This is a genomic window from Isoalcanivorax pacificus W11-5, from assembly GCF_000299335.2.
Classification (GTDB): domain Bacteria; phylum Pseudomonadota; class Gammaproteobacteria; order Pseudomonadales; family Alcanivoracaceae; genus Isoalcanivorax; species Isoalcanivorax pacificus.
The window spans coordinates 2,062,378-2,088,185 of sequence record NZ_CP004387.1; the positions used below are offsets into that span (position 1 = coordinate 2,062,378).

The 25,808-nt window shown below is 60.0% G+C and carries 33 protein-coding genes and 1 pseudogene; 21 read left to right on the forward strand and 13 right to left on the reverse strand.

Features of this window, described 5'->3' with window-relative positions; translation table 11 throughout:
* Window positions 1–690 precede the first annotated feature (690 nt).
* On the forward strand, window positions 691–858 hold the full coding sequence (locus S7S_RS19820) for a hypothetical protein (protein WP_169745557.1): 168 nt from the start codon (window positions 691–693) through the stop codon (window positions 856–858).
* A 107-nt stretch (window positions 859–965) separates the two neighbouring features.
* Here S7S_RS19820 and S7S_RS09320 read toward each other — a convergent pair whose 3' ends face one another.
* On the reverse strand, window positions 966–1,280 hold the full coding sequence (locus S7S_RS09320) for a hypothetical protein (protein WP_008737779.1): 315 nt from the start codon (window positions 1,278–1,280) through the stop codon (window positions 966–968).
* Between the two features lie 200 nt (window positions 1,281–1,480).
* On the opposite strand from S7S_RS09320, the gene S7S_RS09325 reads away from it, so the two are divergent.
* The 19 genes from S7S_RS09325 (at window position 1,481) to S7S_RS19825 (ending at window position 11,687) form a co-directional block, all read left to right on the forward strand.
* Window positions 1,481–1,789 (forward strand): hypothetical protein, encoded by a 309-nt coding sequence (locus S7S_RS09325; protein WP_008737780.1) that lies wholly within the window; start codon window positions 1,481–1,483, stop codon window positions 1,787–1,789.
* Window positions 1,786–1,971: a hypothetical protein gene (locus S7S_RS09330; RefSeq protein WP_008737781.1), complete on the forward strand. Its 186-nt coding sequence runs from the start codon at window positions 1,786–1,788 to the stop codon at window positions 1,969–1,971. The genes S7S_RS09325 and S7S_RS09330 overlap by 4 nt, the downstream gene beginning before the upstream one ends.
* 91 nt (window positions 1,972–2,062) lie before the next feature.
* A complete protein-coding gene (locus S7S_RS20105) occupies window positions 2,063–3,172 on the forward strand; it encodes a replication endonuclease (RefSeq protein WP_035204876.1) in 1,110 nt (369 codons plus the stop codon).
* Window positions 3,151–3,960, forward strand: a complete 810-nt coding sequence (locus S7S_RS20110; RefSeq protein ID WP_052269234.1) for a replication endonuclease — start codon at window positions 3,151–3,153, stop codon at window positions 3,958–3,960. The genes S7S_RS20105 and S7S_RS20110 overlap by 22 nt, the downstream gene beginning before the upstream one ends.
* A gap of 33 nt (window positions 3,961–3,993) precedes the next feature.
* Window positions 3,994–4,401: a hypothetical protein gene (locus tag S7S_RS09345; protein ID WP_144401628.1), complete on the forward strand. Its 408-nt coding sequence runs from the start codon at window positions 3,994–3,996 to the stop codon at window positions 4,399–4,401.
* The gene (locus S7S_RS09350; protein ID WP_008737783.1) at window positions 4,398–4,970 is read left to right on the forward strand and encodes a hypothetical protein; all 573 of its coding nucleotides are present in this window, start codon (window positions 4,398–4,400) and stop codon (window positions 4,968–4,970) included. Before S7S_RS09345 ends, S7S_RS09350 begins: the two co-directional genes overlap by 4 nt.
* Before the next feature lie 2 nt (window positions 4,971–4,972).
* Window positions 4,973–5,653, forward strand: a complete 681-nt coding sequence (locus S7S_RS09355) for a hypothetical protein (protein WP_008737784.1) — start codon at window positions 4,973–4,975, stop codon at window positions 5,651–5,653.
* A 77-nt stretch (window positions 5,654–5,730) separates the two neighbouring features.
* Entirely contained in the window at window positions 5,731–6,009 is a 279-nt protein-coding gene (locus S7S_RS09360) for an AbrB/MazE/SpoVT family DNA-binding domain-containing protein (protein ID WP_008737785.1), read from the forward strand.
* Window positions 6,006–6,398 carry a type II toxin-antitoxin system VapC family toxin gene (locus S7S_RS09365; protein ID WP_008737786.1) on the forward strand — a complete coding sequence of 131 codons (393 nt, stop codon included), beginning with the start codon at window positions 6,006–6,008 and terminating at the stop codon, window positions 6,396–6,398. The genes S7S_RS09360 and S7S_RS09365 overlap by 4 nt, the downstream gene beginning before the upstream one ends.
* Before the next feature lie 357 nt (window positions 6,399–6,755).
* Window positions 6,756–7,574, forward strand: a complete 819-nt coding sequence (locus tag S7S_RS09370) for a major capsid protein P2 (protein ID WP_008737788.1) — start codon at window positions 6,756–6,758, stop codon at window positions 7,572–7,574.
* A gap of 61 nt (window positions 7,575–7,635) precedes the next feature.
* Complete coding sequence (locus S7S_RS09375; protein WP_008737791.1) at window positions 7,636–7,959, forward strand: hypothetical protein; 324 nt, start codon at window positions 7,636–7,638, stop codon at window positions 7,957–7,959.
* A gap of 217 nt (window positions 7,960–8,176) precedes the next feature.
* Window positions 8,177–8,668, forward strand: coding sequence for a hypothetical protein (locus tag S7S_RS09380; protein WP_008737793.1), 492 nt, complete (start codon window positions 8,177–8,179; stop codon window positions 8,666–8,668).
* Window positions 8,669–9,328: a hypothetical protein gene (locus S7S_RS09385; protein ID WP_008737795.1), complete on the forward strand. Its 660-nt coding sequence runs from the start codon at window positions 8,669–8,671 to the stop codon at window positions 9,326–9,328.
* Complete coding sequence (locus tag S7S_RS09390; protein WP_008737798.1) at window positions 9,325–9,507, forward strand: hypothetical protein; 183 nt, start codon at window positions 9,325–9,327, stop codon at window positions 9,505–9,507. Before S7S_RS09385 ends, S7S_RS09390 begins: the two co-directional genes overlap by 4 nt.
* A gap of 2 nt (window positions 9,508–9,509) precedes the next feature.
* On the forward strand, window positions 9,510–10,373 hold the full coding sequence (locus tag S7S_RS09395; RefSeq protein WP_008737800.1) for a hypothetical protein: 864 nt from the start codon (window positions 9,510–9,512) through the stop codon (window positions 10,371–10,373).
* A gap of 14 nt (window positions 10,374–10,387) precedes the next feature.
* Window positions 10,388–10,936 carry a hypothetical protein gene (locus S7S_RS09400; RefSeq protein WP_008737802.1) on the forward strand — a complete coding sequence of 183 codons (549 nt, stop codon included), beginning with the start codon at window positions 10,388–10,390 and terminating at the stop codon, window positions 10,934–10,936.
* Window positions 10,936–11,235: a hypothetical protein gene (locus tag S7S_RS09405; protein ID WP_008737803.1), complete on the forward strand. Its 300-nt coding sequence runs from the start codon at window positions 10,936–10,938 to the stop codon at window positions 11,233–11,235. Before S7S_RS09400 ends, S7S_RS09405 begins: the two co-directional genes overlap by 1 nt.
* A complete protein-coding gene (locus S7S_RS09410) occupies window positions 11,232–11,417 on the forward strand; it encodes a hypothetical protein (protein ID WP_008737805.1) in 186 nt (61 codons plus the stop codon). The genes S7S_RS09405 and S7S_RS09410 overlap by 4 nt, the downstream gene beginning before the upstream one ends.
* A 105-nt stretch (window positions 11,418–11,522) precedes the next feature.
* Window positions 11,523–11,687 carry a hypothetical protein gene (locus S7S_RS19825; protein WP_169745558.1) on the forward strand — a complete coding sequence of 55 codons (165 nt, stop codon included), beginning with the start codon at window positions 11,523–11,525 and terminating at the stop codon, window positions 11,685–11,687.
* A 10-nt stretch (window positions 11,688–11,697) separates the two neighbouring features.
* Here S7S_RS19825 and S7S_RS09415 read toward each other — a convergent pair whose 3' ends face one another.
* The 5 genes and pseudogenes from S7S_RS09415 to S7S_RS20010 form a co-directional block, all read right to left on the reverse strand.
* Window positions 11,698–12,228 (reverse strand): hypothetical protein, encoded by a 531-nt coding sequence (locus S7S_RS09415; protein ID WP_144401630.1) that lies wholly within the window; start codon window positions 12,226–12,228, stop codon window positions 11,698–11,700.
* 160 nt (window positions 12,229–12,388) lie between these two features.
* Window positions 12,389–12,766: a hypothetical protein gene (locus S7S_RS09420; RefSeq protein WP_008737809.1), complete on the reverse strand. Its 378-nt coding sequence runs from the start codon at window positions 12,764–12,766 to the stop codon at window positions 12,389–12,391.
* 99 nt (window positions 12,767–12,865) lie between these two features.
* The gene (locus S7S_RS09425) at window positions 12,866–13,732 is read right to left on the reverse strand and encodes an IS3 family transposase (RefSeq protein WP_041025831.1); all 867 of its coding nucleotides are present in this window, start codon (window positions 13,730–13,732) and stop codon (window positions 12,866–12,868) included.
* On the reverse strand, window positions 13,729–14,022 hold the full coding sequence (locus S7S_RS20005) for a transposase (protein WP_041025832.1): 294 nt from the start codon (window positions 14,020–14,022) through the stop codon (window positions 13,729–13,731). The genes S7S_RS09425 and S7S_RS20005 overlap by 4 nt, the downstream gene beginning before the upstream one ends.
* A 73-nt stretch (window positions 14,023–14,095) precedes the next feature.
* Window positions 14,096–17,134: pseudogene (locus S7S_RS20010) on the reverse strand (DUF4132 domain-containing protein); the annotation flags it as partial.
* Window positions 17,135–17,473: 339 nt separating this feature from the next.
* Between S7S_RS20010 and S7S_RS09435 the strand changes: the two are divergent.
* Complete coding sequence (locus S7S_RS09435) at window positions 17,474–18,028, forward strand: hypothetical protein (protein ID WP_008735578.1); 555 nt, start codon at window positions 17,474–17,476, stop codon at window positions 18,026–18,028.
* 1 nt (window position 18,029) lies between these two features.
* Here S7S_RS09435 and S7S_RS09440 read toward each other — a convergent pair whose 3' ends face one another.
* The 7 genes from S7S_RS09440 to S7S_RS09470 form a co-directional block, all read right to left on the reverse strand.
* Window positions 18,030–19,220 carry a multidrug effflux MFS transporter gene (locus tag S7S_RS09440; RefSeq protein ID WP_008735574.1) on the reverse strand — a complete coding sequence of 397 codons (1,191 nt, stop codon included), beginning with the start codon at window positions 19,218–19,220 and terminating at the stop codon, window positions 18,030–18,032.
* Between the two features lie 91 nt (window positions 19,221–19,311).
* On the reverse strand, window positions 19,312–20,496 hold the full coding sequence (locus S7S_RS09445; protein ID WP_008735573.1) for an amino acid deaminase/aldolase: 1,185 nt from the start codon (window positions 20,494–20,496) through the stop codon (window positions 19,312–19,314).
* 12 nt (window positions 20,497–20,508) lie between these two features.
* Entirely contained in the window at window positions 20,509–22,002 is a 1,494-nt protein-coding gene (locus tag S7S_RS09450; protein WP_008735572.1) for an aldehyde dehydrogenase family protein, read from the reverse strand.
* Entirely contained in the window at window positions 22,002–22,403 is a 402-nt protein-coding gene (locus S7S_RS09455; protein WP_035203948.1) for a hypothetical protein, read from the reverse strand. Before S7S_RS09455 ends, S7S_RS09450 begins: the two co-directional genes overlap by 1 nt.
* On the reverse strand, window positions 22,400–23,848 hold the full coding sequence (locus tag S7S_RS09460) for a GMC family oxidoreductase N-terminal domain-containing protein (protein ID WP_008735569.1): 1,449 nt from the start codon (window positions 23,846–23,848) through the stop codon (window positions 22,400–22,402). The genes S7S_RS09455 and S7S_RS09460 overlap by 4 nt, the downstream gene beginning before the upstream one ends.
* Window positions 23,849–24,063: 215 nt before the next feature.
* Window positions 24,064–25,071, reverse strand: a complete 1,008-nt coding sequence (locus S7S_RS09465) for a hypothetical protein (RefSeq protein WP_144401631.1) — start codon at window positions 25,069–25,071, stop codon at window positions 24,064–24,066.
* Entirely contained in the window at window positions 25,038–25,673 is a 636-nt protein-coding gene (locus S7S_RS09470; protein ID WP_008735567.1) for a TetR family transcriptional regulator, read from the reverse strand. Before S7S_RS09470 ends, S7S_RS09465 begins: the two co-directional genes overlap by 34 nt.
* Between the last annotated feature and the right edge of the window lie 135 nt (window positions 25,674–25,808).

The following is a 25,808-nucleotide window of genomic DNA, read 5'->3' on the forward strand; positions in this document are numbered from 1 at the left end:
ACGGCACGCTGTCTAACCAGCAGAGCCTAGGGAATATTATTCAAAGTTCGCATAATGTATAGGAATTGAAATGCGTTACACACCAGTCCATGGCGTGCAACGCATTGATTACATTATGAAATCTGAGATGCTATCTTTCGCCATGTTTTTGTCAGATTGGCGTTTCCACGCCTAGTAATTCGCTCAAGTTGCAGGCTCATCAGCACCGTTTCGCGGGGGATTTTGAGGGCGTCTGCAACCCGTATTCCCGTCTCGTCATCCATCACTGTCCCCAGCTTGTACCAGTTGGCTACAGCCTGTTGGGACACTCCAAGAAGCTTGCTGACAGCATAAACTGATTCTTTGCCAATCAATGACTTGCATTGGTCTGCAAGCTCCATAGTCGAGTAAGTTCTGACCATCACACGCACCTCAGCACACACACGGAACGGAGAGCCGGCGTTCTGTCAAGCCCTCCGATTGCACACTGAATAGCCTACAGCCTGTTTTGTACTTTCTCCACGCCCTACTGACACTTGAGTAACGATAGGTAAGTGGGTATTCATATTGGCGCCAACCGGGGACGGGCCTTATGGCCCTGAACCCCGGCGGCCACACACACAAAAACACACACACATGAGGTTGGCGCCCATGGGTACTAACGCGATGACAGCGGGGGCGGTCGCGCTCCCGCAATCTGAAATCCTTCCGATGAAAATTACCGCCGACACGGTGCGCGCATGGCGCGAGGCTGGCCGGTGGGGCATGGCCGGTACTGACATGCAGGTGTTGCTGCGCCTGCTCGCCGTAGTCGAGGCAGACGGGCCGCTGACGGTGATGGCTCCGGCGTTGCCGTGCCTGCAAGGGGGTGCAGCATGACTGTGTGCTTCAACTGTCGCGGCAAAGGCCGCGAACCGCTGAACGGGGCTATGACGTGCAGAGAGTGCAGAGGGACCGGGGTTTGGCCGATCCCTCTGGAAGATCAGTCAAGCAGCGCTGATGAGGGATGCCGGACCGAAAACGGTGTCAACGCCGGGCGGCAGGTCGGTAATGGATGCGGAGACATCGCGCATGCCGGCAAGGCTGGTGACGAACAGGCCGAATTCGTACAGGTCGCGGGAACTGGCGTTCATCAGGGTGACACCCCTGTACACCTTCCCCCGCTTGTTGGCGATGCCGAAGGTTTGAGTGTGCATGCCATTGATCCAGCGTCGGCTGGTCAGCCATCCAGTGATCTGCCTGTCGATGAGCGGCTGCCGGTGGACGCTGCCGCCGATGTAGCGGGTAGTGAAGAAATCCATGGTGGTATTGGCTCCTTACCGGGTGTTGTGGATGAGCTATTAGAACATCGTCGGCGCCTCCAATGGCACCGGGTTGATGCGTTGGCCGACATACTGCGCGTAGAACTGGATAAGGCGCTGACCATGGACGGCCAGGATTTGGCCGTAGGTCGGAAGTCGATGGAGAAATACCTCGGAAAATTCATCTTTGGGGGTGGCGTATGAACCCCGATCTAATCGCACAGCAGCACCTTGACGGCATCCGTCGCGCTCTCGGCGTCACGCCGCCGGAGCTAACCCCAGAACAGGCCGCATGGGATGCGCTGACAAAACAGCAGCGCGCCTTCGTGCTGCGTGGCCTTGGCCTTGATCCTCACACACTCACATATCGCACGCTGACACTGCGCCAGCGGCAGGCATTCCGGCAGGCCGTGGAAGGCTGGGCGCAAAGTGCGGCGCGCCTTAATGGCATTATCGCCAGCGCCAACGCGGAGCAACTGCGGCGGCATCAATCAGTGGTGGCCGCATGACGGAAGATGAGCTGATTTACGCGCTGGCGATGGATGTACCGGCGATGTATCAGGGTTTCAGCATTGAAACTTCCTATGGGGAAATGCGCTTCAAAGGCGAAGATGCCGAGCGGGTTGCCATGCTGGTGGAAGTGCTGTTGCGGCTCCGGCTTGATGCCCTGCGCTCTGGGGGTGCTGCATGAAGCGATTTTCACGGGATGACGTGCGCGGCGTAGTTGAGGGTTTTGTTGTGCTGCTGATCATTGCGGCGCTGACATGGCAGGGGACTATCTGATGAATGGTGTGGTTGGCAACCAGACACCGATTGCAGGCAGCGAATTGGTGAAACTGGCCGCGCTCGCCGGCTACGTTGGCGACACGCTGCCGGGTGGTCGCATTGAGCAGCACGAAAACCTGCGCTGGGCGGCGAAGGCCGCTGGCCCGGCATGGGGCGACGTGGGCGGGGAATACATCCGCACGGCAATGCGCGTCGGCTATTACAAGGCAAACGTCAAACTGCGCGAGCACCAGCCACTGGTGCGCGGCGACCTGTATCTGGCCGCCGATGATGCCGATATCCGTTCATTCTGCGACCGCCGGGCAAAAGAGTGTGGCCGGGTGCTGGCTGTGGCCATGGGCAACAGTGCAAACCTGCGGGCGCCGCTGATTGATCCGGTGATAGAGGGGCTGCGCGAGTGCATGCCTGTGCTGGATCGCTACGGCTTGGACTGGCCGGCACCGAGTAGCCGCATCACCGGGCCGGGCGCGGACCTGATGCCGTTGGTGCGCCGTTTGTGCTGCCATATCTGGTGGCGCCGGCAGGTGCGCCGGTTGCAAGCGCGTGAGGTGGACCAGTTGGCGCGGCAGCGCGAGCGGGTGGCGAAGTACCGGGAGTGTTATTGCTCGGATTTTGTCGTGCAGAACCGCCGGGCGGCGCAGCGCCGCAATCTGGAAACACTGTCGCAGACCGTCGCGGTGAATGACGCCGGTCAAGAATACACACTCGCCGAACTGTCCGAGCTGGGTGTCAGCAACCTTGAAAACCGCCGCGCTGAACTGATGACGCGCATCTCCGGTTTTGAAAAAGTGGCTGAGCAACGGGGTCACGTTGGTGAATTCTGGACGTTCACCACGGCCAGCCGCTGGCACCGCATGCGCTGGTTGAGCAAGGCGCGCCGGGCCGTGCCCGTGAGCCGCTGGAACGGCAGCACGCCGCGTCAGGTGCAGGACTGGCTGTGCATCCTCTGGGCACGTATCCGCGCTGATCTGGACCGGCTGGGTATCCGTGTTTACGGCTTCCGGGTGGTCGAGCCGCACCATGACGGCACACCACACTGGCACCTTTTGGTTTTCATGCGCGAGGCAGACCGCCGGGCAGCAAGGTGTGCCGCAAGCATCTGCTGAGTGATGACGGCGCGGAACGGGGTGCGTGGCGTGCACGCTTCGTTGCAAAGGCGATGGACCCGGCCAAAGGCACCGCGTCGGGCTATATCGCCAAGTACATAGCGAAAAACATTGATGGCCGTGGCGTGCGTGGTGCGCTGCAGTTGCAGGATGACGACAGCGGGCTGGCGATGGAGGCCGGGGCGGAGCGTGTGCGCGCCTGGGCGAGTGCGTGGGGCATCCGGCAGTTCCAGCAGATCGGCGGGCCGAGTGTCACGGTGTGGCGCGAATTACGGCGCCTGATGAGTGAGTGCGAGCCGGGCACTGATGACCTGTTCGGGAATGTTGCCGTTGAAGCAGCGGGCGATGCGGCAGATTGCGGTGATTGGGCCGCCTTCGTTGAGTACATGGGTGGGCCGTGCCTGCCGCGCTGTGAGCGGCCAGCGTTGCCGGCGTACTGGATCGAGAATACCCCTATAGGTACACCGGGCCGCGATGTCACTAGGTACGGTGACGATGCGAAGGGGGCCGTATTCGGTGTGTGGGTCAGGCGTTGCGAGGTCGTGGACGGTGAGTTTTATGGTCCGGTGCTGACACGGTTCTACCGCTGGGAAATCGAGCACCGCCCGCCTGCGCGTCAGGCGCTGCCGGACGGGCCGGGCGTGGATGCCCTGTTGGGCGCTGGTCTGATGTCAGAAATGTCAGGGCAGCGCCTGATGGCGCTGGTTGATGGGATTTTCGGTGCCGGTGCGCAGCACCGGGACCGTAATGCGGCGCCGGCAGGCGGCGCCTTGGAGTTCTGTCAGTAACTGTACGGGTGAGATTCACCGGGGGATATCGAGATGGCAAGAAAGAACGGCGCCGTGACCGTGGCGCGAATGGACTGCATGTCACCGGACTGTGGCGAGCGTGTGGCGGTGTTTCAGAACGCGCTGGGGTATCTGTACACCCGGTGCCCGGAGTGCGCCTGTGACCAGCGCAAGGGCGCCGGGCATCAGGCATACATCTGGCGCCATATGGAGCCGGTGGCGGGCGTGGAAATTGTGCGCCCGCCGAATTTGCCGGACGGGTACGGGGAGCCGGGGCAGCCGCCGCAGTCCGCGCCGCCCGTGCCGGCGGAACCTATAGGTACAGTACCTACGGTGCAGAGTGAAAAGCGGGGTGGTGGTCTGGTCTGGTTGGCGCTGGGCCTGTTGGGTGTCGGCGTGGCCACGGTGGCCAGCGCCGCAGGTGCGGGGAGTCAGGTATGAGCAAGGGCAAGGTGGAAGGTATGGACGCTGAACAGATCGACGGTGCCGAGTTGGTGCAGGAGCCGGGGCAGGGGCCTGCGCAGCAGTCGCTGGACAATCTGGACGCGCTGGACGCTGCCGAGCAGGCGGCGGCAACGCCGGAGGCCAGTGCGGAGTATGAGGAACAGCGGCAACAGAACGAACAGGCGGCGCAGTTGGGCGCGCATATGGCAGTAGGTTTTACCGCGAAGATGCTGGAAATGCGGCTGCCCTACCTGCGGATCAGTGAGGGCGACAAGCGCGAGCTGGCCGAGTCGTTGGCGCCGGTGCTGGCCAAGCACGGCGGGGGTGGTGAGGTGCCGGCGTGGCTGGTGCCCTATCTGGATGAAATACGCTTCGGCATGAAACTGGCCGGCGTTGGCTTCGGATTGTGGTTGCAACATCAGGCGCACGTCGCGCAGCAAGCGATAGAGCGTGCGCGGCAGGAGAGCCGGGAGCCACTGCGCCGGGTGGTTGAGCAGCCGCCGGCAATGGTGATCAGCGCGCCGGCTGTGGTGGCTGATCCGCTGGACCCCAGCGCGCAGGAGTGACCATGCGATATCAACCCGTCAACCCGGACCCGTCGAAGCGAGCGCGGCACACGCTGTACCTCGCCACCACGGGCGGCGGCAAGTCTCAGGCCGTGAGGCAGAACCCGGTGATCCCGTGGGCGGACAAGTCAAGCCGGATCATCATGTGGGATCAGGCTGGGGATTACCCCGGCCTGCATTGCGACACCCGGCAGGGCTTCGTGCGAGCGCTGAAAAAGGGGCTGGCCAGCGGCGGCGGCGTGCAGGTTGCCTTTGCGGGCGTTGCCACGGTGGAAAATTGGGAATGGTGGTGTGAAGTGTGCTGGTCGGTGCTGGATGGCCGCTATGACACGCACATGATCGCGGAAGAGCTGTCAGCGGTTTGCGCGGGCGCAGGCAAGGCAACGCCGAATGCGGCGGTGCTGCTGAACCAGTCGCGGAAGTACGGTGGCATTTTCCACGGTGTCAGCCAGAAGCCGCAGGAGGTGGCCAAGACCTTCTATGATCAGGCGGCATTCAAGTGGATCGGCCAGCAGAAAGGGGTGGCAATGCAGCGCCGGATGGCGGCGGAAATCGGTGTCACGCAACAGGACATTGCCGGGCTGGAGGAGTTGCAGTTTTTCGTGGATGACGGCAGCGCCCGGCGGCCTGAGCTGGTCAAGTTGAAGTACCGGAAACCTATAGGGGTGAGGTGGGCGGCCTGACCGCCCCGTACCTAACGGGTGTTGTACCTATAGGGCTGTGGTAAGCTGTCTTACCAGACTTACAGGAGGGCCGCCCAATGGCAGAAACAGAGGTCAGCATTTCCACGAAAGGGCAGGTAGTGATCCCCAAGGCGCTGCGGGATGCCATGCATTGGAAGGCCGGGCAAAAGCTGGTGATTGAGCAGGTCGGTAGCCGGGTGGTCATCCGGGAAAAGCCGACAGCCAAAAAGCATAGCATCCGTGAGGTGGCTGGCATGTTGAGCGAGTACGCGAAGGGCAGGCCACCAACAGAGTCGGAAATGAGCGAGGCCATAGGGCGGGGCATCGCTGACGAATACAGGAAAAGCATGAAATGATCGTGGCGGACACCAATGTTGTTTTGCGCGTGCTGGTGCGAGATGACGAAAAACAAGAGGCGCAGGTGCTGGACGTGATAGCGCGTGAGGGTGTGCTGGTCCTTGATTCTGTGCTGCTGGAAGCCCGGTGGGTAATGGAGGGCTTCTATGGTATGTCGCGTGAGAAGATCGCGGCGGGGCTGGTGGCGCTGTTGACCTCGGCAGAGGTCGAAGCGGAGTCACCTTACATGGTCAAGGCGATACAGTGGTATGGCGCTGGAATGGATTTCGGGGATGCAGTGATATTGGCCGGCGCGAACCGTCACGGCGCGGACACGCTGGTCACCTTCGACAAGGCGTTTATCAAAAAGGCCAAGGGTAAAACCTCATGCGCTGTGCGTCAGCCATGACCTCAAAACAGACATGACAACCCGCTCCGGCGGGTTTTTTTATGCCTGTTGTACCTATAGGTACGGTACATCTTTTCGCTTCCATCCTGACCACCCGCCGCGCTTTCCTGAATAGGCACACCGGGATGCACACCCGGAAGAACCGGGCCACCCGCCCGGCACACACGACACGGCGCCCGCTCCGGCGGGCCGTGTTTTCGGCTATCAGGAAAAGGGGCAACAAATGGGCATTCTCAAGAATATTGGTCTGGGCGCGCTGGGCGCTGCGGGTCTGATGCTGCTGGCAAAGCATGTTCAGCCGGTCGGCAAAATCCTGCGCTGATCGCGGGATAACGGGGCAAAGGGGAAGGGAAAAAGATGCTGCGTGTACCGCGTGAAGTGAAATCGTTTGATGGTGTGGGCTGGGGCCAGAAACCGCAGGTCAAGCTGGCCGGTGGCCCCACCTATCATGAAATCGTGTTCGAAACCAATCTGCTTCCGGAGCAGATCGTGATGGCCACGCTGTGGCTGAACGGTGATCCGATTGTGCAGATGACTGGCCAGCAGATGGTCATGCTCGAACGCTACAAAAAACACTGGGAAGAACCGGGCCGGTTCGTTATGCCGCTGGCTGATATCTCGGGCGCGAGCCTCGAAGGTCAAAGCCTGTCAGCGCTGCCGACCTTCCCGGCGGATAACCTGATTTTGCAAGTCCAGGTCGCACAGGAGCCGGCGCCGAACACGCAGGGCAGTGTTGCTCTGAAAGCTGATGCGTGGGTGTCTCGCCATGTGGGCGTGCGGTCGCATATCAGCCGGATCACTACCACCACGTTCAACGCGGGCGCCAATGGCCGGAACATTCTGGACACCCTGCCGAACAACGGGCAACTGATCCGCCGTATGCACCTGCTGGGCGATATCGCGAACCTGCGTATCCGCAAGGATAAAAACGTGGTGTACGAGCAGGACGCCGGCAAGAACGTCTACCACCTGAAACGCCGCAAGCTGGCGCCGCAGGCGGGTTATTACCATTTCGATCCTGTGCAGTCGCACTTCATCCGGGCGGAGCAATTCGATACGCGGGTAGTCGAGTCGCTGGAATTTGAGATGGACGTGAGCACGCCGGGGAACATTGCGATTTTTAGCGAAGTGCTGGAACCGCTGAAAAATCCGGTAGGCGTGCAGGCGGCAGCCTGATATCGGAACGGGGGACACTGGCCGGCTAAGTCCGGCCAGTTATTTCTGCAAGGGGGAGAACGTGCTCGGTTGGCTTGAAAAAACCGCAAAGCAGGTGCGTGACGCTGCCAGCGAAACGCTGGAAGGCATCGGCGAAGACGTGGCCGGCGCGCTGGTGGGGGCCGTATCTATTCCACCGAAAACCACTACCGACAACGGCAAAACGCAGGTGGACGTGGGCGACAACGGGACCGGGGGCACCGTGGTGCAGCCGACGCCGACCGGCGTTGTGGGCGGGATGACCGCCGGGCTGCCGTCATGGGCGGTGCCGGTGTCGTTGACGGTGGCCGGGCTGACGGTGGCCACTGTGGTGGTGGGGCTGGTCATTGGGGGGCGTAAGAAGTGATTGGCGTGCCGGGTATTTCAACGGGGGGCGGGGGCATCTCCGGGGGCATGGCGCAGTCGGGTGCGCAAGCCTCCGGCGGTACTCGTGGAAGTTCCAGTGTCGACCTGTCCTATAACCCCAGCGGCAAAGTGCCGGGCTGGGTGACACCGGTCGGCATCGGCTTGGCGATCCTGGCCGCCGGCACGCTGGTAACGGTCGCTGTGCGCGGCAGGGGGCGATGATGTTCGGGGGGAGCAGTAGCAGTAACACCACGCTGGACACGGGCGATAAAAATTACCAACAGGCTGGAAACCAAGGGCTGAACCTCGCCGGTATGGATGTGCGCCGGAACAGCAGCGTCAACGCCACGGACAATTCCGGCAATCAAGGCTTTGTGGTGGGCAATATCACTGCGCAGCGCAACAGCACCACGAATGTGAATCTGACACAAACGGATCATGGTGCGGTGGCCGGCGGCTTGGCGCTGGGAAGTCAGGCGCTCACAGAAATGAGCGATTTTGGCAGCGAGGCGTTGTTCAGCATGCAGATGCTGGCGCAGCAACAACAGGCAGCAAGCCGTGATCAGGTGAGCGAAATTGGCCGGTTGGCCGAGACGTTCCGCTCTGACGGCGCGAGCACCACGCAGCGCAACATGCTGTATCTGGGTGGCGGCCTGCTGGTGTTCAGTGCGGTGGCCATTATCGCGGTGACGTGGAAGGGGAAAAAGTAAATGCGTGAAGTGCTGCAAGTAGGCGAACACGTCACCCGCGCTGCGCAGGGCGTCTATGTGTTCATCCGGCAGGCTGACGGGCCGGTGTATATCACGGCGCTGATGCAGGATGGCCGGCAGTCCGGGCATGAGCTGTACCACGGGCAACAGGTGGAGCTTGTTGGTGAGATCCGCGAGCTGAAAATCCAGAACCTGCATGCTGCCGTGAACACGGTGGTGATCGGTACAGGATATGGCCGTTTCCACCCGCGTCAGGACGGGCAGGAAATGACCATCGTCGGCCAGTCCGATCCGCTGACAGTTGGTAACGATGATCAGCACCCGCTGCATGTCATCAATGAGTATGAACAAACGGTCGTCACTGACCCGGCGCAGCCGCTGGATGTGAAGCACCAGCCGCCGGCAGGCCAGGTCAACGCGCTGCCGGAAATTGTGCCGGACGTGACCGGCGCGGTGGTGCCGGCCAGCGCCGGGCGTCGGGCGCTGCTGCTGCGTGCTGCGCCGGACAATACAGGTCTGATCTGGCTATCCGGCGCCGCAGGTGTGGGGCTGCCACTGGCGGCCACTGACGGCCTGTTGAAACTGGAAACCACGGCAGCGGTTGATCTGTTGGCCACCAATGCCACCGATAAAATCTTTGTGATGGAGTTGATCGCATGAATGTAGCGAATCGCATTTCAACGCTGGCCGAGCAGAACGATGTGGAGTTTGAGGCACGCGGCAATGATGCAAACGATATTGCAGCGCTGGCCGAGGCACTGGAAATCGAACTGGATTATGCCGGCAGCGATGATAACGCGCTGGACTTCTTGGAAGCTGAGTTGGCAGAGGCCGCATAACAGTGCCGGCTATTGTGGTGCCGGCTGCGGCTGATCTGGTGGCGCTGAACGCGGTGGCAGGTCAGGCGGGGCTGCCTGTCGAGTATAACGGCAGCGTACGCAACGCCATTGAAGCGGTGGCCGCTGCTGGGGGCGTCTCCCTGAACTATTCAGGCAGCGACAGGAATGCAATAGAAGTTCTAGCCAGGCTTCTTGGCGAGAAAAATATCGTTTGCGCGTGGCCACTGTCGGCAGACCAGAACGAAATATCAGTTGTGGCACCGGGAGCGATTCGTCCGACCTTAGAAAATAATGATATGACGATTGTGCATACACTGAAATCTCAGTTGGTTGAATGGGAGCAGTATTACGCAATGTCAGCAGGTATGGCTACGGGAGAAGCGCCATTCGCAGACCTTTCCGATGGCGTGGTGGCAATGCAAATTAGCTTTGATGAACTGCCGCAAGTATCCAGCAATGCCGGTGTTTTAACTGGGATTGCATTGCTTGGTGGGGGCGGGGAAGTGCTTGCTGTTCAAGTTAGTATCTCGGCGGAATACGAGAGCGGATATCAGTTGATTGTGGGCGGTATGGATAGTGAACCACCGCAGCAAATAGAGCTTTCTGGTAGGCCCTTTGCGATGGGGATTTCTCTCGACAATGCAGCCAAGACTGCGACGGTAAAAATTGACGGTCAACAGATTGCAGTAGTTTCTTGGGGCGGAGGAAATAGCGCCCAGCCCATTATGATAATTAATGAATTTTCAGGGGTATCTAGCGAGCACGCCGGACAAATTTATCGCATCACATTGAATACAGATGCGGCACATATAGATGCCGCTAACGTGCTTCCCGGTGCGCTCGATTTCTGCGGCAATACGATATGAGGAAGAGGGCAATAATGAGCGTTGTGGCTATTACTGGCGTACTGCTTCTGTTGTACGCACATCGCGGCAAGCGCCGTGATGACCTGAATCTGAAATATTTTTCACAGGCAGAGTTCGGCGCATATTGGCCGATGATGAATATTGGCCTGCTGAAAAAGCTGGATGCATTCCGCGCTGCGCTCGGCTACCCGGTGGCGATATCGCCGGCAGCCGGCGCGATAGGCCGCCCGATTATTGGCAGCGACGGTCAACTCGGTGAGGCGGAGTCAAGCGCGGAAAAATCGTGGCACAACTACCTGCTGCACGGCGAGATTATGGCCATTGATGTGATGCCGGTGCCGCCGGGCGGTGCCACACCGGCAGAACGGCAGCGCTGGGTGGACGTGGCGCGACAAGTGGGCTTCACCGGCATTGGTGTGTATCCGCACTGGCGGCCACGTCCGGGCCTGCATCTGGACGTTCGCACGGATCGCACGCCGGATAACCCGGCGACGTGGGCCGGTGTGCGTAATGATCAGGGCAAGCAGGTGTATGTGGGAATTCAGCAGGGAGTGCTTGCCTGATGGCTATTCTGACGGATCGTCAGGCGCTGGGCGTGGCCGTGGGCGGCACGGTGCTGGTGGTGGGCGGCATCTGGTATGCCCGCCGGAAAATGGCCGCTGTGGCCGATGCGGTGCAGGCAGGGGTCGGGGCTGTAGCAGAGGCAGTGAACCCGGCTGACTCGGGCAATCTGGTCAACCGGGTACATGAATGGTGGTGGCAGAACACGGTAGGCCGGGTGACTGGCCAGAAAGAGGGCGGCATCGGCATCTGGCTTGCTGATGTGCTGAATCCGGCGCCGAACGATGAGGGGGTATTGTGAAAAAGTTTCTGGAAAAACTGAAAGGGCTGAACGGCAAGATGGTAGGCGTGCTGCTGACCTGCGTGCTGATGGGCGCGGGCGTGCCGGTACATCAGGCGGTGACGGCGGGCAATGCAGCCGGCGATATCGTGGACACAATGAAAGGGGGAGTGCGAGAGCATGGCGAAGAAAAAGCGGAGTAATGCCACGGCGGCCAAACGGGCAGACGGCACGCTTAAAAAGGGCTGGAAATACGCCAAGGGTGGCCGCCCGGTGCGTGCGAAGGCAAAACGCTGATGGAAGCGGGCATGACAGAATGGGGCAATCTGGGCCTGAATGGCGCGGCGGTGCTTTTTCTGTACGGGATGAGCCGCGATATCCGCGAGTTGGCCGGCAAGCAGGTCGATATGTGGCGCTGGATTGAGAGAATCCGGCGCCACATGTGGCCGAGTGTTTTCTCCAAATCGGAATGACAGTGGCCCGCTATCTGCGGGCTTTTTTCTGGATGGCGGATGGTTGCGGATTCAGGGGCATGGTGTTGTCAACATGCAGGAAGTCCGCATCTATAGAAAGCCGGTCAAGCAGGCGTTCCTGTATCACGGTGTTCTGTCGTTCCAGCCGGTGCTGCTGGTCTATGCTTCCATTCGGTGACCAGTAGTCAATATGGCGCCCTGTGATCCGCTGTAGTTCTCGGCGCCAGTCATCGGCGAACTGGCGCAGGAACCACCAGCCTTCCAGCCGTGAGCGGTCCCACCAGTAGCTGTGGTGTGCCCGGTGTTCAAAAAGGGTATCGCCATTAATTCGCCAGCCGTCCCATTCTGGAAACGGCAGCCAGCCAAAAACATGCATTTCCAGCAGGCGCAAAGATGGCGGTTCAATGTTCCCGGTATCGGCCCAGCGGTGCGCGGTGCGCACCGATCTGCCGGTTACTTCTGCTGCTTTCCTGATGCTGATAGACCCGTAAAGTCCAGTTTTCTGGCATTCGAGCCTTATTCTTTTATACTCAATTTTCATATGAACAATATCTTTAATGGCTAAATATTCTGAAATGGCAGGAATCCACCATTTCTATTTGACGTGCGCCCGTGTGTGTGCATCCGGCGCCTTGCCATTATATCAACTGCGCATAATGTATATTATGTTAAATAAAGCTGGAGGCCGCCTCTGGATGCCGTTAGCCTCCTACTAAAGCCACCAGCCTGACAAAGCTCACTTTCGTGTTGGGTGTTACCAGAACGGTCTGATCCAGACTGGTCATCTGTTCCTGATTCACGAAAAGGAAAAAACCACTACTTGAGAAGGCCTCAAGGGCAATGCTGCATTGAATCTCGGGATCCACCGGCCGCTGTTGCGCATTGCCACCCCCCTGTCTTACCAGGCCTGTCCGCGCCTCGGTGCTGTCAGCATCTTCGTTCAGCTTCTGGACTTCCTGGATAACGCGAGTCCTTATAAGCTCCCTGACGCTGATTGCCTGAGATGGAAAAATGAAGACGCTCTCGGCAACGACTGCGCCAGAGGAAGATTCATCCACTACCTTTACCTTGACGGACATATTGCTCCCTTGGCGCTCAAGCCTGCTCAGGCACCATCCCCATCTGCGAGAGGATGCTATGAACCTGTCCCGCGAAAACGTACGCCAAGAAGCCGTGAATCAAGCTGCGTGTTTCAGTCTGCTTGCATAGTCATTGGGTGACACGTATCCGAGGGCTGAGTGCAACCTTGTGGGGTTGTAAAAGCCGTGGATGTAGCTGGCAATAGCGTTATGTGCCTCCGCTTTGCTGGCATACGCGCCCGTGACTTCCTCGTTTTTGAGCGTCGCGAAGAAGCTCTCAGCCACGGCGTTATCCCAGCAATTACCTTTGCGACTCATGCTCGGCACGAAGCCCAGCGCAGCGATCATCGCACGGAAGTCACCGCTCGCATATTGGCTGCCACGATCGGAGTGGAACAGCACGCCCTCACCGACCGGCGAAGCGGTCCAGGCATTGAGGAATGCCTGCTGCACCAAGTCGTCAGGCATGCGCTCGGACAGGCTGTAGCCGAGCACCTGCCGGGTTTGCAGGCTGAGTACCACAGCCAGATACAGCCAACCCTCCCTGGTGGGAATGTAGGTAATATCTCCCACCCAGGCCGGCACAGGACTGTCTACGGCGAACTGGCGATCCAGCAGGTTCTGAGCCACCTGCCGCCTGTGCTGGCTATCGGTAGTGCGGGGCTTGAAGCCGCCCTTCACCTTGCCCTGAAGCGCCTCCTCGCGCATCAGGCGGGCAACACGCTTGTGGCCGACAACATGAGCACGGGCTCGCAACGCCCTGACCAGACGTGGACGGCCGTAGGTCCGGCGGCTGACCGCATGGATGGCATGAAGGTCCGCCCGAAGCATCGCGTCTGAATCCCGGCGCGGTGCTGACTGCCGACGCAGGTAGTCATAGAAACCGGACACCGAGACTGCCAGCACTCGGCATAGCAACCTGACCGGAAACAGAGCCCGTTCACGAGCGACGAAGGCGTATTTCACTTGGACTCCTTGGCGAAGAACGCCGTCGCTTTTTTTAAGATTTCACGCTCGATCTTGAGCGTGGCATTCTCGGCTCGGAGCCGCTCCAGCTCACTTTCCAGGTCGCTAACCGGTGCACGCGAGGGTGAGCTCACGGGCCGCTCGGCCCGTGATGCATCCAGCCAGTTGGCCAGTGTTTTGACGGATATATCCAGCTGTCGTGCCGCTTGAGCACGACCGATTGAGCCGGCCAGCGTGACCGCCTGAGCCTTGAAATCGTCTGTGTAGCGACGACGGGGTATACGTTGCATGAGAACCTCCAGGTGCGATGAGAATATCGCTTCCTGGCGTCCGTTTCAGCGGGGCAGGTTCACTATGGTCTGTAATCTTGTCGTCGCTTGCCAACAGAGCTGCCTTGGAAAGAATCAAGGACAATATATGGTCACCTTCGAAAGGTAGCATGACGTTGTCCTGGGGAGAGCCTTGAACAATGCAAAGATACTGGTCCCCAGGCTCCATAAGCACGTTGGCTGAGCCGAGATGGATCTTGTATGCTCCCAGGTTGCCTTGAACCCGCAAGAATCTGTCGTCCATTTTGAGGCGGTCTTTAAAGGCCAGCCGCGGCACAAGAGCCTGAAGCACGTCCCGGCGTGTTCTGCCGAACTCGGATAGCTTTCCGAAGCTGACTTTTTGCCATTCAGCGTCCCGGTTATACCAGTTTGGATCATTACCTATTCCCGCTACGCCCACAAACAGATCGGCATCGCGCATAATCTCTGACAAAACGAGAGGATCAACATCCTTCAAGTCTACGCTGACTTGATCATCGTCATCTTCTGTAAAGAATTTCAGCGCGTTTATCGCCACGCAGGCGTACATACCGCTATCGCTCTGGCCATACGCGTCGGCACCAAAAGCCTCAAGTTCTGCAATCAGGCCGTGCTCCTTCAACTTTCTTGTCGCTGAGTTTTCAGCGCCACCGCACCACATCCCTCCCCGGGTCTGGCTCCAGCCCCGTTGCTCTGCCAGCGCATGAAATTGGCTCTGCTTGAGTATGTGATGGGCAAACCGAAAGCTGTTATACCGCTCTTTACGTTCGGCGTCAGTAAGCAGGTAGACCTCGCGATGTGCCTGCTTGAATGGCTGGGAAAACCCGGCATGGGAAATATACGCTCGCCAGGCCAGTATCTCTCCGCCATCAGCCATTGCGGGATGCCACAAACAAACCGTGGCCCCCTTCTTCGGAGAAAAAATTTGTCCGTCGTGGGTCACAAGGCTGGCATCGCGATATATAACATCATATGCGACTCCCTGCTGCACAATGCGCCAGACAAGATGTCTTGCCATAAAGCCAATAAGCTTGTGGTTGAGGTATCGACTCTCCCAATCCTCGAAATCAATTGCTGAAGGCCGAAAGTACAATCCTTCGAGTCGGGCTGCGTGAGCAATGCTCGCGCTCTTCAATTCTTTAATCATTGTCTTTATTTCTTTGATTCTTTCCGCGTTATCCTTGGCAATTTCCGCAGGCGGCGACTTTCTTTTCTTTCCTTTATACTCCCATGAAACTTCGCATTGGCCGATCGATGTCATGCGAACCCTGGCCACACATGCATCGATGGAGGTCGTCAGTTCTCCGACATCAGACAGACCATAATCAGGAATCATGGAGTCTTCGAGGCTCTCAAGAGTTGCGCCTCGATTCTTTGCCGCTTGCTCCAGAATGCGGTTTATGTTTATCCGTGCCGCGTTGTACTTGATTTTTGACCTTAGGGTGACCACTTCCTTAATGCCTGTCATTCCGGGCATGCTGGCCAGGGTGTGCGCTGCCGCATTGGCAATCTTTACGTTGCGCATCCCCACCCATCGGATCTTTTTGTACATCTGCTCGGCGAGTTCGCGCAGAACAACAGCCATCTCATCGTCGTTATGACGAAGGGTGCTCCATATGATCCCCCTGAGAAGCCTGGTGTTATTTTCGCTTATTTGATACGATGGCAGGTTGTTGTGAGGATGTATTTCTCGAAACTTGTCATCGGTGAGTCGATCCTGCTTGAGCAAGGGAAGCCATTCCAGAAGCAGCTTCCGATGCACTGACGGCCCAATAATGTCAATTAAACCGTTCGCTTCTTTCAGCCATTTTGACGACGGCTTGGAGCCATTGTTGTCAAGGCAGTGCCGAATCAGTTTTCGCCATCCGTCCAACTGATCGGCAAGCAGATTATCCATATCAGAAAAGGCCTGCCTGACCCATGGCTCGCCTACGTCCATGGATCGGCGAATTTCTTCACGATATAGGTGCTCGCCCTCCACCGGATTCAGCATTTGAAGCTTGGTTCGTGCGCCGAGCTTCTTTAATTGTGTGGCAATCTTCTTTGCACCCGCCAGGGAAAGTGCCAGCTCAAGTGGCATCTTGCCGTTGTTGTCAGACAGGTTGACGTCTGCTCCAAGCTCGATAAGCAGCGATATCGCCTCGCGAAACTTCCGGCTTACTGCATACGACAGCGGCGTTTCTTCGGATGATGAGTGATTGACACTCGCCCCCTTTTCCTTGACCAGATATTCAATAAATGCCAGGTTTCTGCGGCGCAATGCGATAAGCATGGACGCCACATAGTCTTTGCCCGGCAAAGCAGCAAAGTCTTCCTTCGCCAGTAGCTCATCCAGGAGCTCTTTGGGAGCTGTCGAGCATCCCGCTAACTGATCGAGCAGCTGCTCTCCATGCCCGACAGTGGCCCCTTTCCTGAATAATTGAAGAGCCAGCGGGCAATATCCCGCCTTCAATGATTCTGCGAGTGGCGACCCCATTCCATTGGGGGATATCGAATTGATACTACACCCTTTTTGAAGAAGAAATTCCACCATGCTGTCGAGAGACCGTGTCCGACTGGCCTGCTCTTCCGGCGCGGGGAAAGCCATCATTCGGGAATATCTTTCATCAGTGGCCGATATTGTGAAACTGATGATGGAATACTGCGCGGCGTGCTCTACCTTCAACAGGTCAAGACCCATAATGCATAAATTTTCAATATACTGAGTGTCACCTGAGACCAGAGCCTCTTTCAGCCCTGATTGCATCAGCCCCTTTACGGCTCGGGAGTCTTCTTCAGGAAAAGCAATACCGTTGTCCAAAAGTATCCTGATCATTTGCAAGGACAAGTCGGGAGCTTTACGGTAGCCGCCTGCGGCCAGACTAATAATGCTGCGATATGAACGGCTGTCTTCGGTCAGCCTTAACCCCCTGCTGAAAAGCAGGGCAAGCAAATCGGGTCTGCAGAAGATTACAGCCAGTTCAAATATACTCTCACTGGCCAAGGGATTGCTCTTCTGATCAATTATTTCAGGATCATTGTCCAGCAGATCTGTCAAATCATCACAGGAGGGATTGCTAAAGAAAAATTTCCGAACGTCGTGATTAATACCCATCTTCCCTGGCCCCCAGCAGCCTTTAGAGTCAGAAACAATCCATTCTTTTTTAGTGATTTCAGCCTAGATGTGATTTCAGAGCAAGGCAAGCCCCGCTGAGCTCAATTTTCTACAAATCCTGTACTTCATGATCAGCCCTGCTATCCATATGTTATCAGGAATGCACTCGTCTCCTGACACGTATTCCACTACCTCTCCCGCACGCAGCTTTACCCGTTGACCGAAGAGTCACTATGGAAGCACCCTGCCCGCCCGCGCAGCCATGTGGGCAACAATAATAAGACGCTACGGGAGCCCGCAAGATGTACACAACCGCCCCTGGCATGGTCCCTGCTGCTGGTGTTTCTGACCGCCAATCAGACGGACTGTGACGAAAAGAACCGGGTGATCCAGCCACCGCTGATCGAGGATGGCCTTATTTACACTCCCCCGCTTGATGGCACGGTAGATCTGCCGCTGGGCAGCAAGGCACTGTTTGTGTTTTCGCATCAGGTAGACGCTGGGGCGCTGACGCAGGATTGCACCGGTGCGCCGGAAGCGCCAGTTGGGGCGTTCTGTTACAGACCCCGACGGGTTGATGGCTACTGCGCCGGATACGGAGGTGATCAACGGCGGTTGCGGGCGAGCGCTGCGCCGGGGGCGGTGAATTTGCCCGAGACGGCTCCCCTGTTCTCTTTCCGAACGCGGCAGGCGGATCAGGCGCCGAGGGTCATCGCCATCAATCAGGAAGACCCGCTGGCTTTTGGAAGGCAGTGGTATTGCACCGTCATGGAAGGCATCTTCATCCGTGCGCCGAGATTGCCGCAATATCAGCTCGTGGAAGTCGGCGATGCAAAGTGTGTGGCCGACCTAAACAATATCATCGTCCAGGTCGGCGTCGGCTTCACATTCTGAATCAGGCCGTGCGTGCGGGGAGTTGGCCGCGTGCCAGCCCGATAAAGGCCAGCGTGGCAATAAGGCTGCAGGCAAACATCATCGCCGCCATCGGCAATACCGAGCCGGTATGGAAGACCGTTACCAGCGCGCCAACGGTACCGGCCAGCAGGAATTGCAGTGCGCCGTTCAGGCCGGTGGCAGCCCCTGCATCCGCATCGAAAAAGGACAGGAAACTGGCCAGTGCATTCGGCACGACCAATGCCACGGCACCGACACTGAGCATGATCAGCGGAATCGTCAGGCCCAGGGTCAGTTGATCCAGCAACACCAGTGTCACCAAGACCAGTGTGCTGGCGCATTGCAGCAATAACCCGGCACGCAGCATGCGTGGGCTGTCGAAGTGGCGCAGCAGCACGATATTGAGCCGGTTCAGGGTGATCATCACCACCACGTTGGCGCCGAACAGCAACGGGAACAGTTTGCTGGAAGCGCCGAAGTGCTCCATGTACAAGAAGGCTGAATCGGTAATGAATACGAACATGGTCGCGAACGCAAACGCATTGGCGAGGATATATCCCATCGCCGCACGATGACGCAGCACGCGCCCATAGGCCGACAGGATGCCGCCCCGAGGTTTGGCGTGCCGGCGCTCTGCGTGCGGCAGCGCGTGCCAGAGCACCAGAATCATCAGTAGCGCGTACAGCCCCAGCATGACGAAGATGCCATACCAACTGGCACTGTGCAGGATCAGTGCCCCCAGTGCCGGCGCCAGCAGCGGGGCCACCAGCATCACCAGACCAATGGTGGTCAGGACACGGGCGGCCTCGCGGCCGGTATAAAAATCCCGCACAGAGGCCGCAGCGATCACGACGGTCGCCCCACCCCCGAATGCCTGCAGCAGCCGCAGTGCAAACAGCTGCGACAGCTCTGTGACAAAGCAGATGCCGAAGCTGGCCGCCGCAAACAGTGCCAGGCCGGCGTAGGCGACGCGATGGCGACCAAAACGGTCAGATAACTGGCCACCGAACAACTGGCCGAGCGCGGCGCCGATCAGGTACAGCGCAACGGAGGTTTCCACGCGTTCGACTGACACGGAGAGGGTCTCGGCCATGGCCGGCAAGGCGGGAAGGTAGGTATCGATCGCCAGCGGGCCGATGGCCACCAGCGTGCCCAGAATAACGGCCAGACGGCCGGGTGAAACTGCCTGCATAGAATGGGTCCCCTGTGAGGACCCAAGGATACCCTGCTTTGGCACACTTCAGGCATGCGTGGATGAAAAGGAATGCAAAAACGCCCGTTGCTCAGACGTATTGCCAGCCCTCGCCACGGTAGGTCGGCACGCGCTCGACAATGGCGCCGTCACGCCACAGCAGCAGCTCATTGAATCGCTCGCACAGTTCACCGGCCTTCGCGTGACGAAACAGTACCGGTTCACCGATCGCGGGCAGCACATCGCCGGTGACGGGCGTCTGCACCTCCCCTGCCCCTTCATTCGCGATCAGCGACAGCCCCGGTGGCCAAACCGGTTGCGGCAGCCGGTCCGGGCCTGGCGCGCCGGAGGCGATATAACCGCCCCCCAGACAGGTGGCGATAGCCGATTGCGGATGGCGCACGACTTCCAGCGCGAACAGCATCGCGGGGGCATGGCGAAATTGCCGGTAGTGATCAAACAGCAATGGCGCGTAGAGACCGCTGCCGGCGGTGACTTCCGTGACGCTCGGATCATGGCGGGTACTCTCGAGGCTGCCCGTGCCGCCACCGTTGACAAACCGCAGCTCTGCGCCATCGTCACGCAACGCGCGCACTACCTCACCGCGCAGGTGTTGCAGCCGTGGGATGGCGCCTGCCTTGAGCCGGCGGACCACCGCATTGCGCAGTGCCTGCCCCGGTTGCGCATCGCCCAGCCCGGCGATCTGCGCTTCATAACCCATGACGCCTTCCAGGCGCACACCTTCACTGCGGCGGATCAGCGCATGGCATGCCAGCGCGGCGTCGACACCCCGCACCGGCGAGCGGTACACGCCGAAATTCAGCCCCGGCAAATGCCAGGACATGTCCACGTCCAGGCACAACGGCACACAAACCCCTTCGCGACGGGCCACTTCGTCAATGCGTTCAATCTGTGCCGGGCTGTCAATCATCAGCGTAATGCGCCGCCCCGCGCGCAGCTGTTCGCACACTTCACGGATCAACGCTGGCTGTACGGTCGGATAGGCCACCAGCAGATCATCAAAACCGAGTGCCGCCAGACGGCTGGCTTCCCCTGCATGAAAACACATCAGCCCCTGGCAGCGCGTATCGAAGTCGAGCACATGCCGCAGCAGCGATACACACCGCACGGACTTGCTGGCCACACGCAGCGGCAACTGGCCGGCGCGACGCAGCAATGCGGCGAGGTTATCGTCAAAGCGGCGCATGTCTACCAGTACGGCGGGCAGTGTCTGGCGGCGCAGGGCCTCGGCGTACACGGCATAGGAATGTGACATGGGCAGGTCCTGTCAGGCGTCCGGGTGACGCGGTTTCTGCGCCAGGTTTTCCAGCTTCAGGCCGGCGCGGGCAAAACGCAGCAGCGCACCCAGGCCACGTCCGAACAGGCCGCCAATCAATTCGCCGAACAGACGATATTTGGCACGGGTATAGGGATACCAGTTGGCCTCGATTTTCTTGCTCTGGCTGTCGATCAGCACAGCTTTCGAGCGGGTCATGGCACGCAGGCCCTCGATGCCCTTGACGCGACCATAGCCGGACTGGCCAGTCCCCCCGAATGGCAATGCCGGGTTGCCTTCGGTCAGCATGACGTTGTTGATGGAGACAGCACCGACACGCAGCGCCGCAGCGACACGACGGGCACGCTCGATGTCCTTGCTCCAGACACTCGCACTCAAACCGAACACGCTGTCATTCGCCTGGGCAATGGCGTCCTGTTCGTCGCGGAAAGGCAGCACTGGCAACACCGGGCCGAACGTTTCTTCCTGCATCAGCAGCATGTCCGCTGTCACACCGGTGACCAGGGCCGGACGCAGCAGGCGCGTGCCTGCAACCCGGCCACCGCCGTGCACGATGGCCCCTTTCGCACGGGCATCGGCCAGCTGACGCTCGACGATGTCGCACTGGAAATCCGTGGTCATGGCGCCGAGATCGGCATCACCGTCGTCGCCATCGTTGACCACCAGGGCATCGATGCCGGCGCGCAGCCGTGCCACCACTTCATCGTAAATCGAGTCCTGCACATACAGTCTTTCCACCGCCGTACAGGATTGTCCGGCGTTGGTGAACGCGCCCCAGAGCGCACCGGCACAGGTGCGTGCCAGGTTGACGTCATCGAACACCAGCATGGCATCCTTGCCGCCCAGCTCCAGTTCCACCGGCACCAGCAACGGGGCTGCCTGGGCCAGGATGCGCTGGCCGGTGCGTGTGCTGCCGGTAAAACAGATCTTGTCCGGTCGCGCGGCAATCAGCGATTCTGCGCGTGCGCCATCGCCCTGCTCTACCAGCAACGCGCGCGACAGCCATGGCAATCCGTCGACCAGTTCTTCGAACAACCCTGTCAGCGGCGTGTGTTCGGACGGTTTCAATATGACTGCATTACCGGCGGCAAATGCTGGCGCAATCGCCGTCATCGCGATATGAAACGGATAGTTCCACGGCGTAATGACCAGCACCACACCCAGGGGCTCATACCAGATACGTGATTTCTTGCCCATCAGGGCCAACGGGGTGGCGGCTTTTTCCTCACCGAGCGCGCCGGGCGCCGCCTTGACCAGCCAGTGCAGGTAATCCAGCACGCCCATGATTTCCGACACCAGAGCATCGGTGCGGCTCTTGCAGGTATCGGCCATGATGCGCGTGACGATGTCTTCCTGGCGGTCGCGAATACGGGTCATCAGCACGTGCAGTTCGTTCAGTCGTTCCTGCAGTGGCGCGCCGCGCAATGCGTCGGCGGCGGCGCGGGCACGGATCAGTGCAGGGTCCATTTCCAGTGGCATATTCATCAGGCGCTCGTGTCCGTTCCGGTGTGGCAGGAGATGTGATAGCCGATATGGCCATGTATGCGGGATTCGCCGTTGTCGCCGTCCAGGCCGGCGTAGTAACTGCTGAGGATGACACCGCGCAGCCCCAGCTCCAGCAGCCGGAACGGGCCGCCGGGGGCACCACGCAACCGGCCGGCGGCGGCCACCAGGTGCAGCAGCGCGGCAAGCAGCGGTTTCGGTACAAAGCGCAGCCCCTGCACCACCAGGATAATGGCCGAGGCATCGTCCGGGTGGCCGGCGGCGAGCAGGCGCGGGATCAGTTCGACGGCGCGCGTGTCGGAATATCGCGGCAGGTTGGCGTGACCCGGCACCAGCACGTCTCCGATGTGACACCAGGCGCGTTGTTGTCTCGCATTCATCATGCTGTCTCCTGCATGCGCGGCGCTGTGGCCACCACGGGGGCCACGTCGCCTCCCAGCAGGGCTTCCGCTGCGCGGTGCGCCAGCGCCATGATGGTCAGTGACGGATTAATGCCCGGCGCATCCGGGAACAGGCTGCCGTCCACGACGTGCAGGCGCGGCATGCCATGGACGGCAAACTCCGGATTGACGACAGACTGCGCGCGCTGCGTGCCCAGCGCACAGCCGCCCATCAGATGCAGGCCAATGTGCACTGGTGATTCGATCACGCGACGTGCACCGGTCGCCCGGTAGATATCCTGTATCACATTCAGGCCGGCGCGGGCGCGACGGCGTTCTTCGGCGCTGAGTCGCTTGTCCACCTTCAGGCGGCCGTTTTTCTGCACACTGATACGCCCCGGTGTCACATCACGCACTGCCACCTCGATACAGGCCAGATGACGGTACTCCGCCATCGCAGCAAGATGCTGACGGCCAAACCCGGGCACCAGGTACGCGGCCCCCATCGGGCCGACAAATACGTTCTCCAGTTTGAACCCGGCGGCGCGGAAACGCGGATCGTCAGATTTCACAGCCTGAAAACTGCCACGGTGCGCATCAATAATGCGGTCATAGACACCAAAAGTGACGAACTGCGGATGGCAGTAAAACCCCTGCCCCAGTGCCGGCAACGCATCGCCCAGACCGGAATTGAGCAGGATGCGCGTGCTGCCGAGGCTGCCGGCGGCCAGCACGGCATGCGCGCCGTGGTATTGCACGCGCTCGCCCTGGCGCCGGCCATACAGCGTGACGCCCTGCGCCCCGTGGACGAGGCCATCAATTTCGCATTCGGTGATGATCTCGACACCATGCTGGCGCGCGAGCGGCAGAAACGTCACCGGCATGCTCTGCTTGGCGTCACGGGGGCAGCCGCCCAGGCAACGGATGCAGTCGTTGCCACGATGCACATCGCAGGCACGCTGGCCACGGCGCAGCGGCGCCCAGCCGTAACCCAGTTTTTCAAAACCGTCCACATACAGGCGCGCGTTTCCGTTCCAGTCCTGTTCGCGGATCATTTCCAGTGAAAGATGCTGTTCGGTGATGTCGTAATGGCGTTGCATACCGGACAGGGAAAACGCGTCGATGCCGCTGCGTTGCGCCCAGCTTTGCAGCGCCACCTCATCGAAACGGTCGAGCAGGCACTGATTCACCACGGTGCCGCCGCCGAGGGCGCGCCCGCGCAACAGCGCCAGTGCCCCGTCACTGCTCGGCTCCACGCCGCCGTTCCACATCAATTGCAGGCTGGCATCGAATTCGTTGTCCGGGTATTGCTCACTCTGCCAGGCACGGCCGGCCTCGATCAGCAGAACCCGTTTGCCTGCAGCGGCCAGATAGCAGGCCAGCGGACTGCCTCCGGCCCCACTGCCGACGATCAGATAGTCATAACGGGGAATACGGCTTGGTTGCAAAGCGACATCCTTCTGTTAGCGGTCGGACCGCCACTCCTGTGACGGCTGCGGCGCACAGGCGCCTTGATCGGCCATGCTGATGCGCCGATAAGTTGCACTATAGTACAAGATAATGCGCGCGCCAATGTTACGTTGATACTGAACGCAATTCAGGTAACGACAGGTCCCGGTCAGTATACAGAAGCACTCTGGCCGTTAGGCATGAAAGAAGGGTGTCAGCGCGTGGCACGCCAGTGGCGGAAAGCCGGGGAATTGACGAACGGCATGTAGACGGGGTCGCTGGCCAGCGCCTGCCAGTCCAGTTGCAGGCCAAAGCGGGTTTCCATGTGGCCAAACCAGACGGTGGCGTCTTCAAAACGCTCACTCATGACCAGGCATTGGGTAATCAGCGGGTACAGCGGCAGATAGCCCGGCCAGCGCTCGGCGGCTGGCAGCGCTTGTGCCAGCGCGCCGGCACAGTCGCCGCGCTGCAGACGGGCGTTGCCGCTGAGCCAGACCAGGCCCGGGTCAGGGCCCAGCGTGTTGTTCAGGTGCGCCATGACGCGGTCGAAACGGCGCCAGTCGCGCCCGAGCACGGCAATATCCAGTTGCCAGAGGCCTTCCGTCGACTCGGCGGCAAGCTGATCCAGCAGGATCAGCGCATCGGCATGGCAGGCATTGCCGGCGCAGGCACTCAGCAGCAGACGTGCGCTGTCGGCGCTGCGCAAGGCGGCCGGCAAGGCACGAAATGACGCCAGGGCTGTGCCGGGATCGCCCAGTGCAGCAAGGAATGCACGCCCTGCCCGGTCGTCTGCCAGGGCCACCATGCTACGGGCCAGATCTGACAGCGAAGCCCCCAGGGCATGGTCGTACCAGTCACGCACCGGTTTCGGGCTTTGTCCGTGGTAGGCCAGCGTCAGCCAGTTCAGGCCCTGCGGTGCCAGGTCGAGCCGCAACAGCAACTGGCCGCTGTCAGGCTGCTCGTAGAGCCGATGCCCCTGCAGGCGCTGGCTGCCGAACCGGCGCAGCAGCGCCTCGGGCACCGGCCGCTCTGCCAGCCCCGCATCACGTGCCAGGGCCGCCGTATCCAGCAGGCCCATCAAGGGGCCCAACGTGGTGCCGTCGAGGGCATGCTCCAGTGCGGCGTAAGGTGCCGGTTCCGCCCTGGCCTGAGGCAGGCTGGCGAGCAACAGCGCCGCCAGCACCAGCCTCAGGAGGCCGCGGCAAGCGGTTTCGATGACCAATTCAGCACCCCGATCACGACCAGCCGCATCTGCTGGGCGGTGCGATGGCGCAGGGTGTCCAGCGCAACCTTGTTGTTACGCACCGCAAGCAGATCCTGGGAAGTGGTCAGCACGGCCCGTACCAGCAGGTCGGCCACCATGAAGCGTTCCTGGTCGTTCAGGTGGTTGGCGTAGCCAATCCGCGCCAGGTCATCCGCCAGGTCGTAACTGAATCGCACCACATGCAGGCGCAGCGTGTTGCGCAGCACGGAGCTGCCGCCGGTGATTTCTCGGCCGAAGAACAGGAATTCCTGGGCATGCTGGAGAACGAACTCGAAGAACACGTTGATCGAGGCGACCAGCAGTTCTTCCATGTTCGACGCATCCTGGCGCAGTTCGCGCATGCGCGTGCGCAGGTCCGGCAGGGCTTCCTCGACGATCGCCATGCCGAGGGCATCCATGGTCGGGAAATGCCGGTAAAAGGCGGTTGGCACGACGCCGGCGGCGCGGGTCACTTCACGCAGGCTGAGGCTGCTGAAGGCGCGCCCGTCGGCGACCATTTCCAGCGCGGCGGCAATCAGCGCCGCGCGTGTACGTTGTTTCTGTTCCGCTCGTATGCCCATTGGACTCTCTCTCCCGGTTGTTATTTACCCTGCCCACCGGGCGGGTGTGCGGGTGTTTTTATGGCGTGCAGAGGGAGGCGTCCTGCCGTTGGCCGGGGGTTGTAGCGCCCAGCTCCTGGATAAAAGCTCATGCAC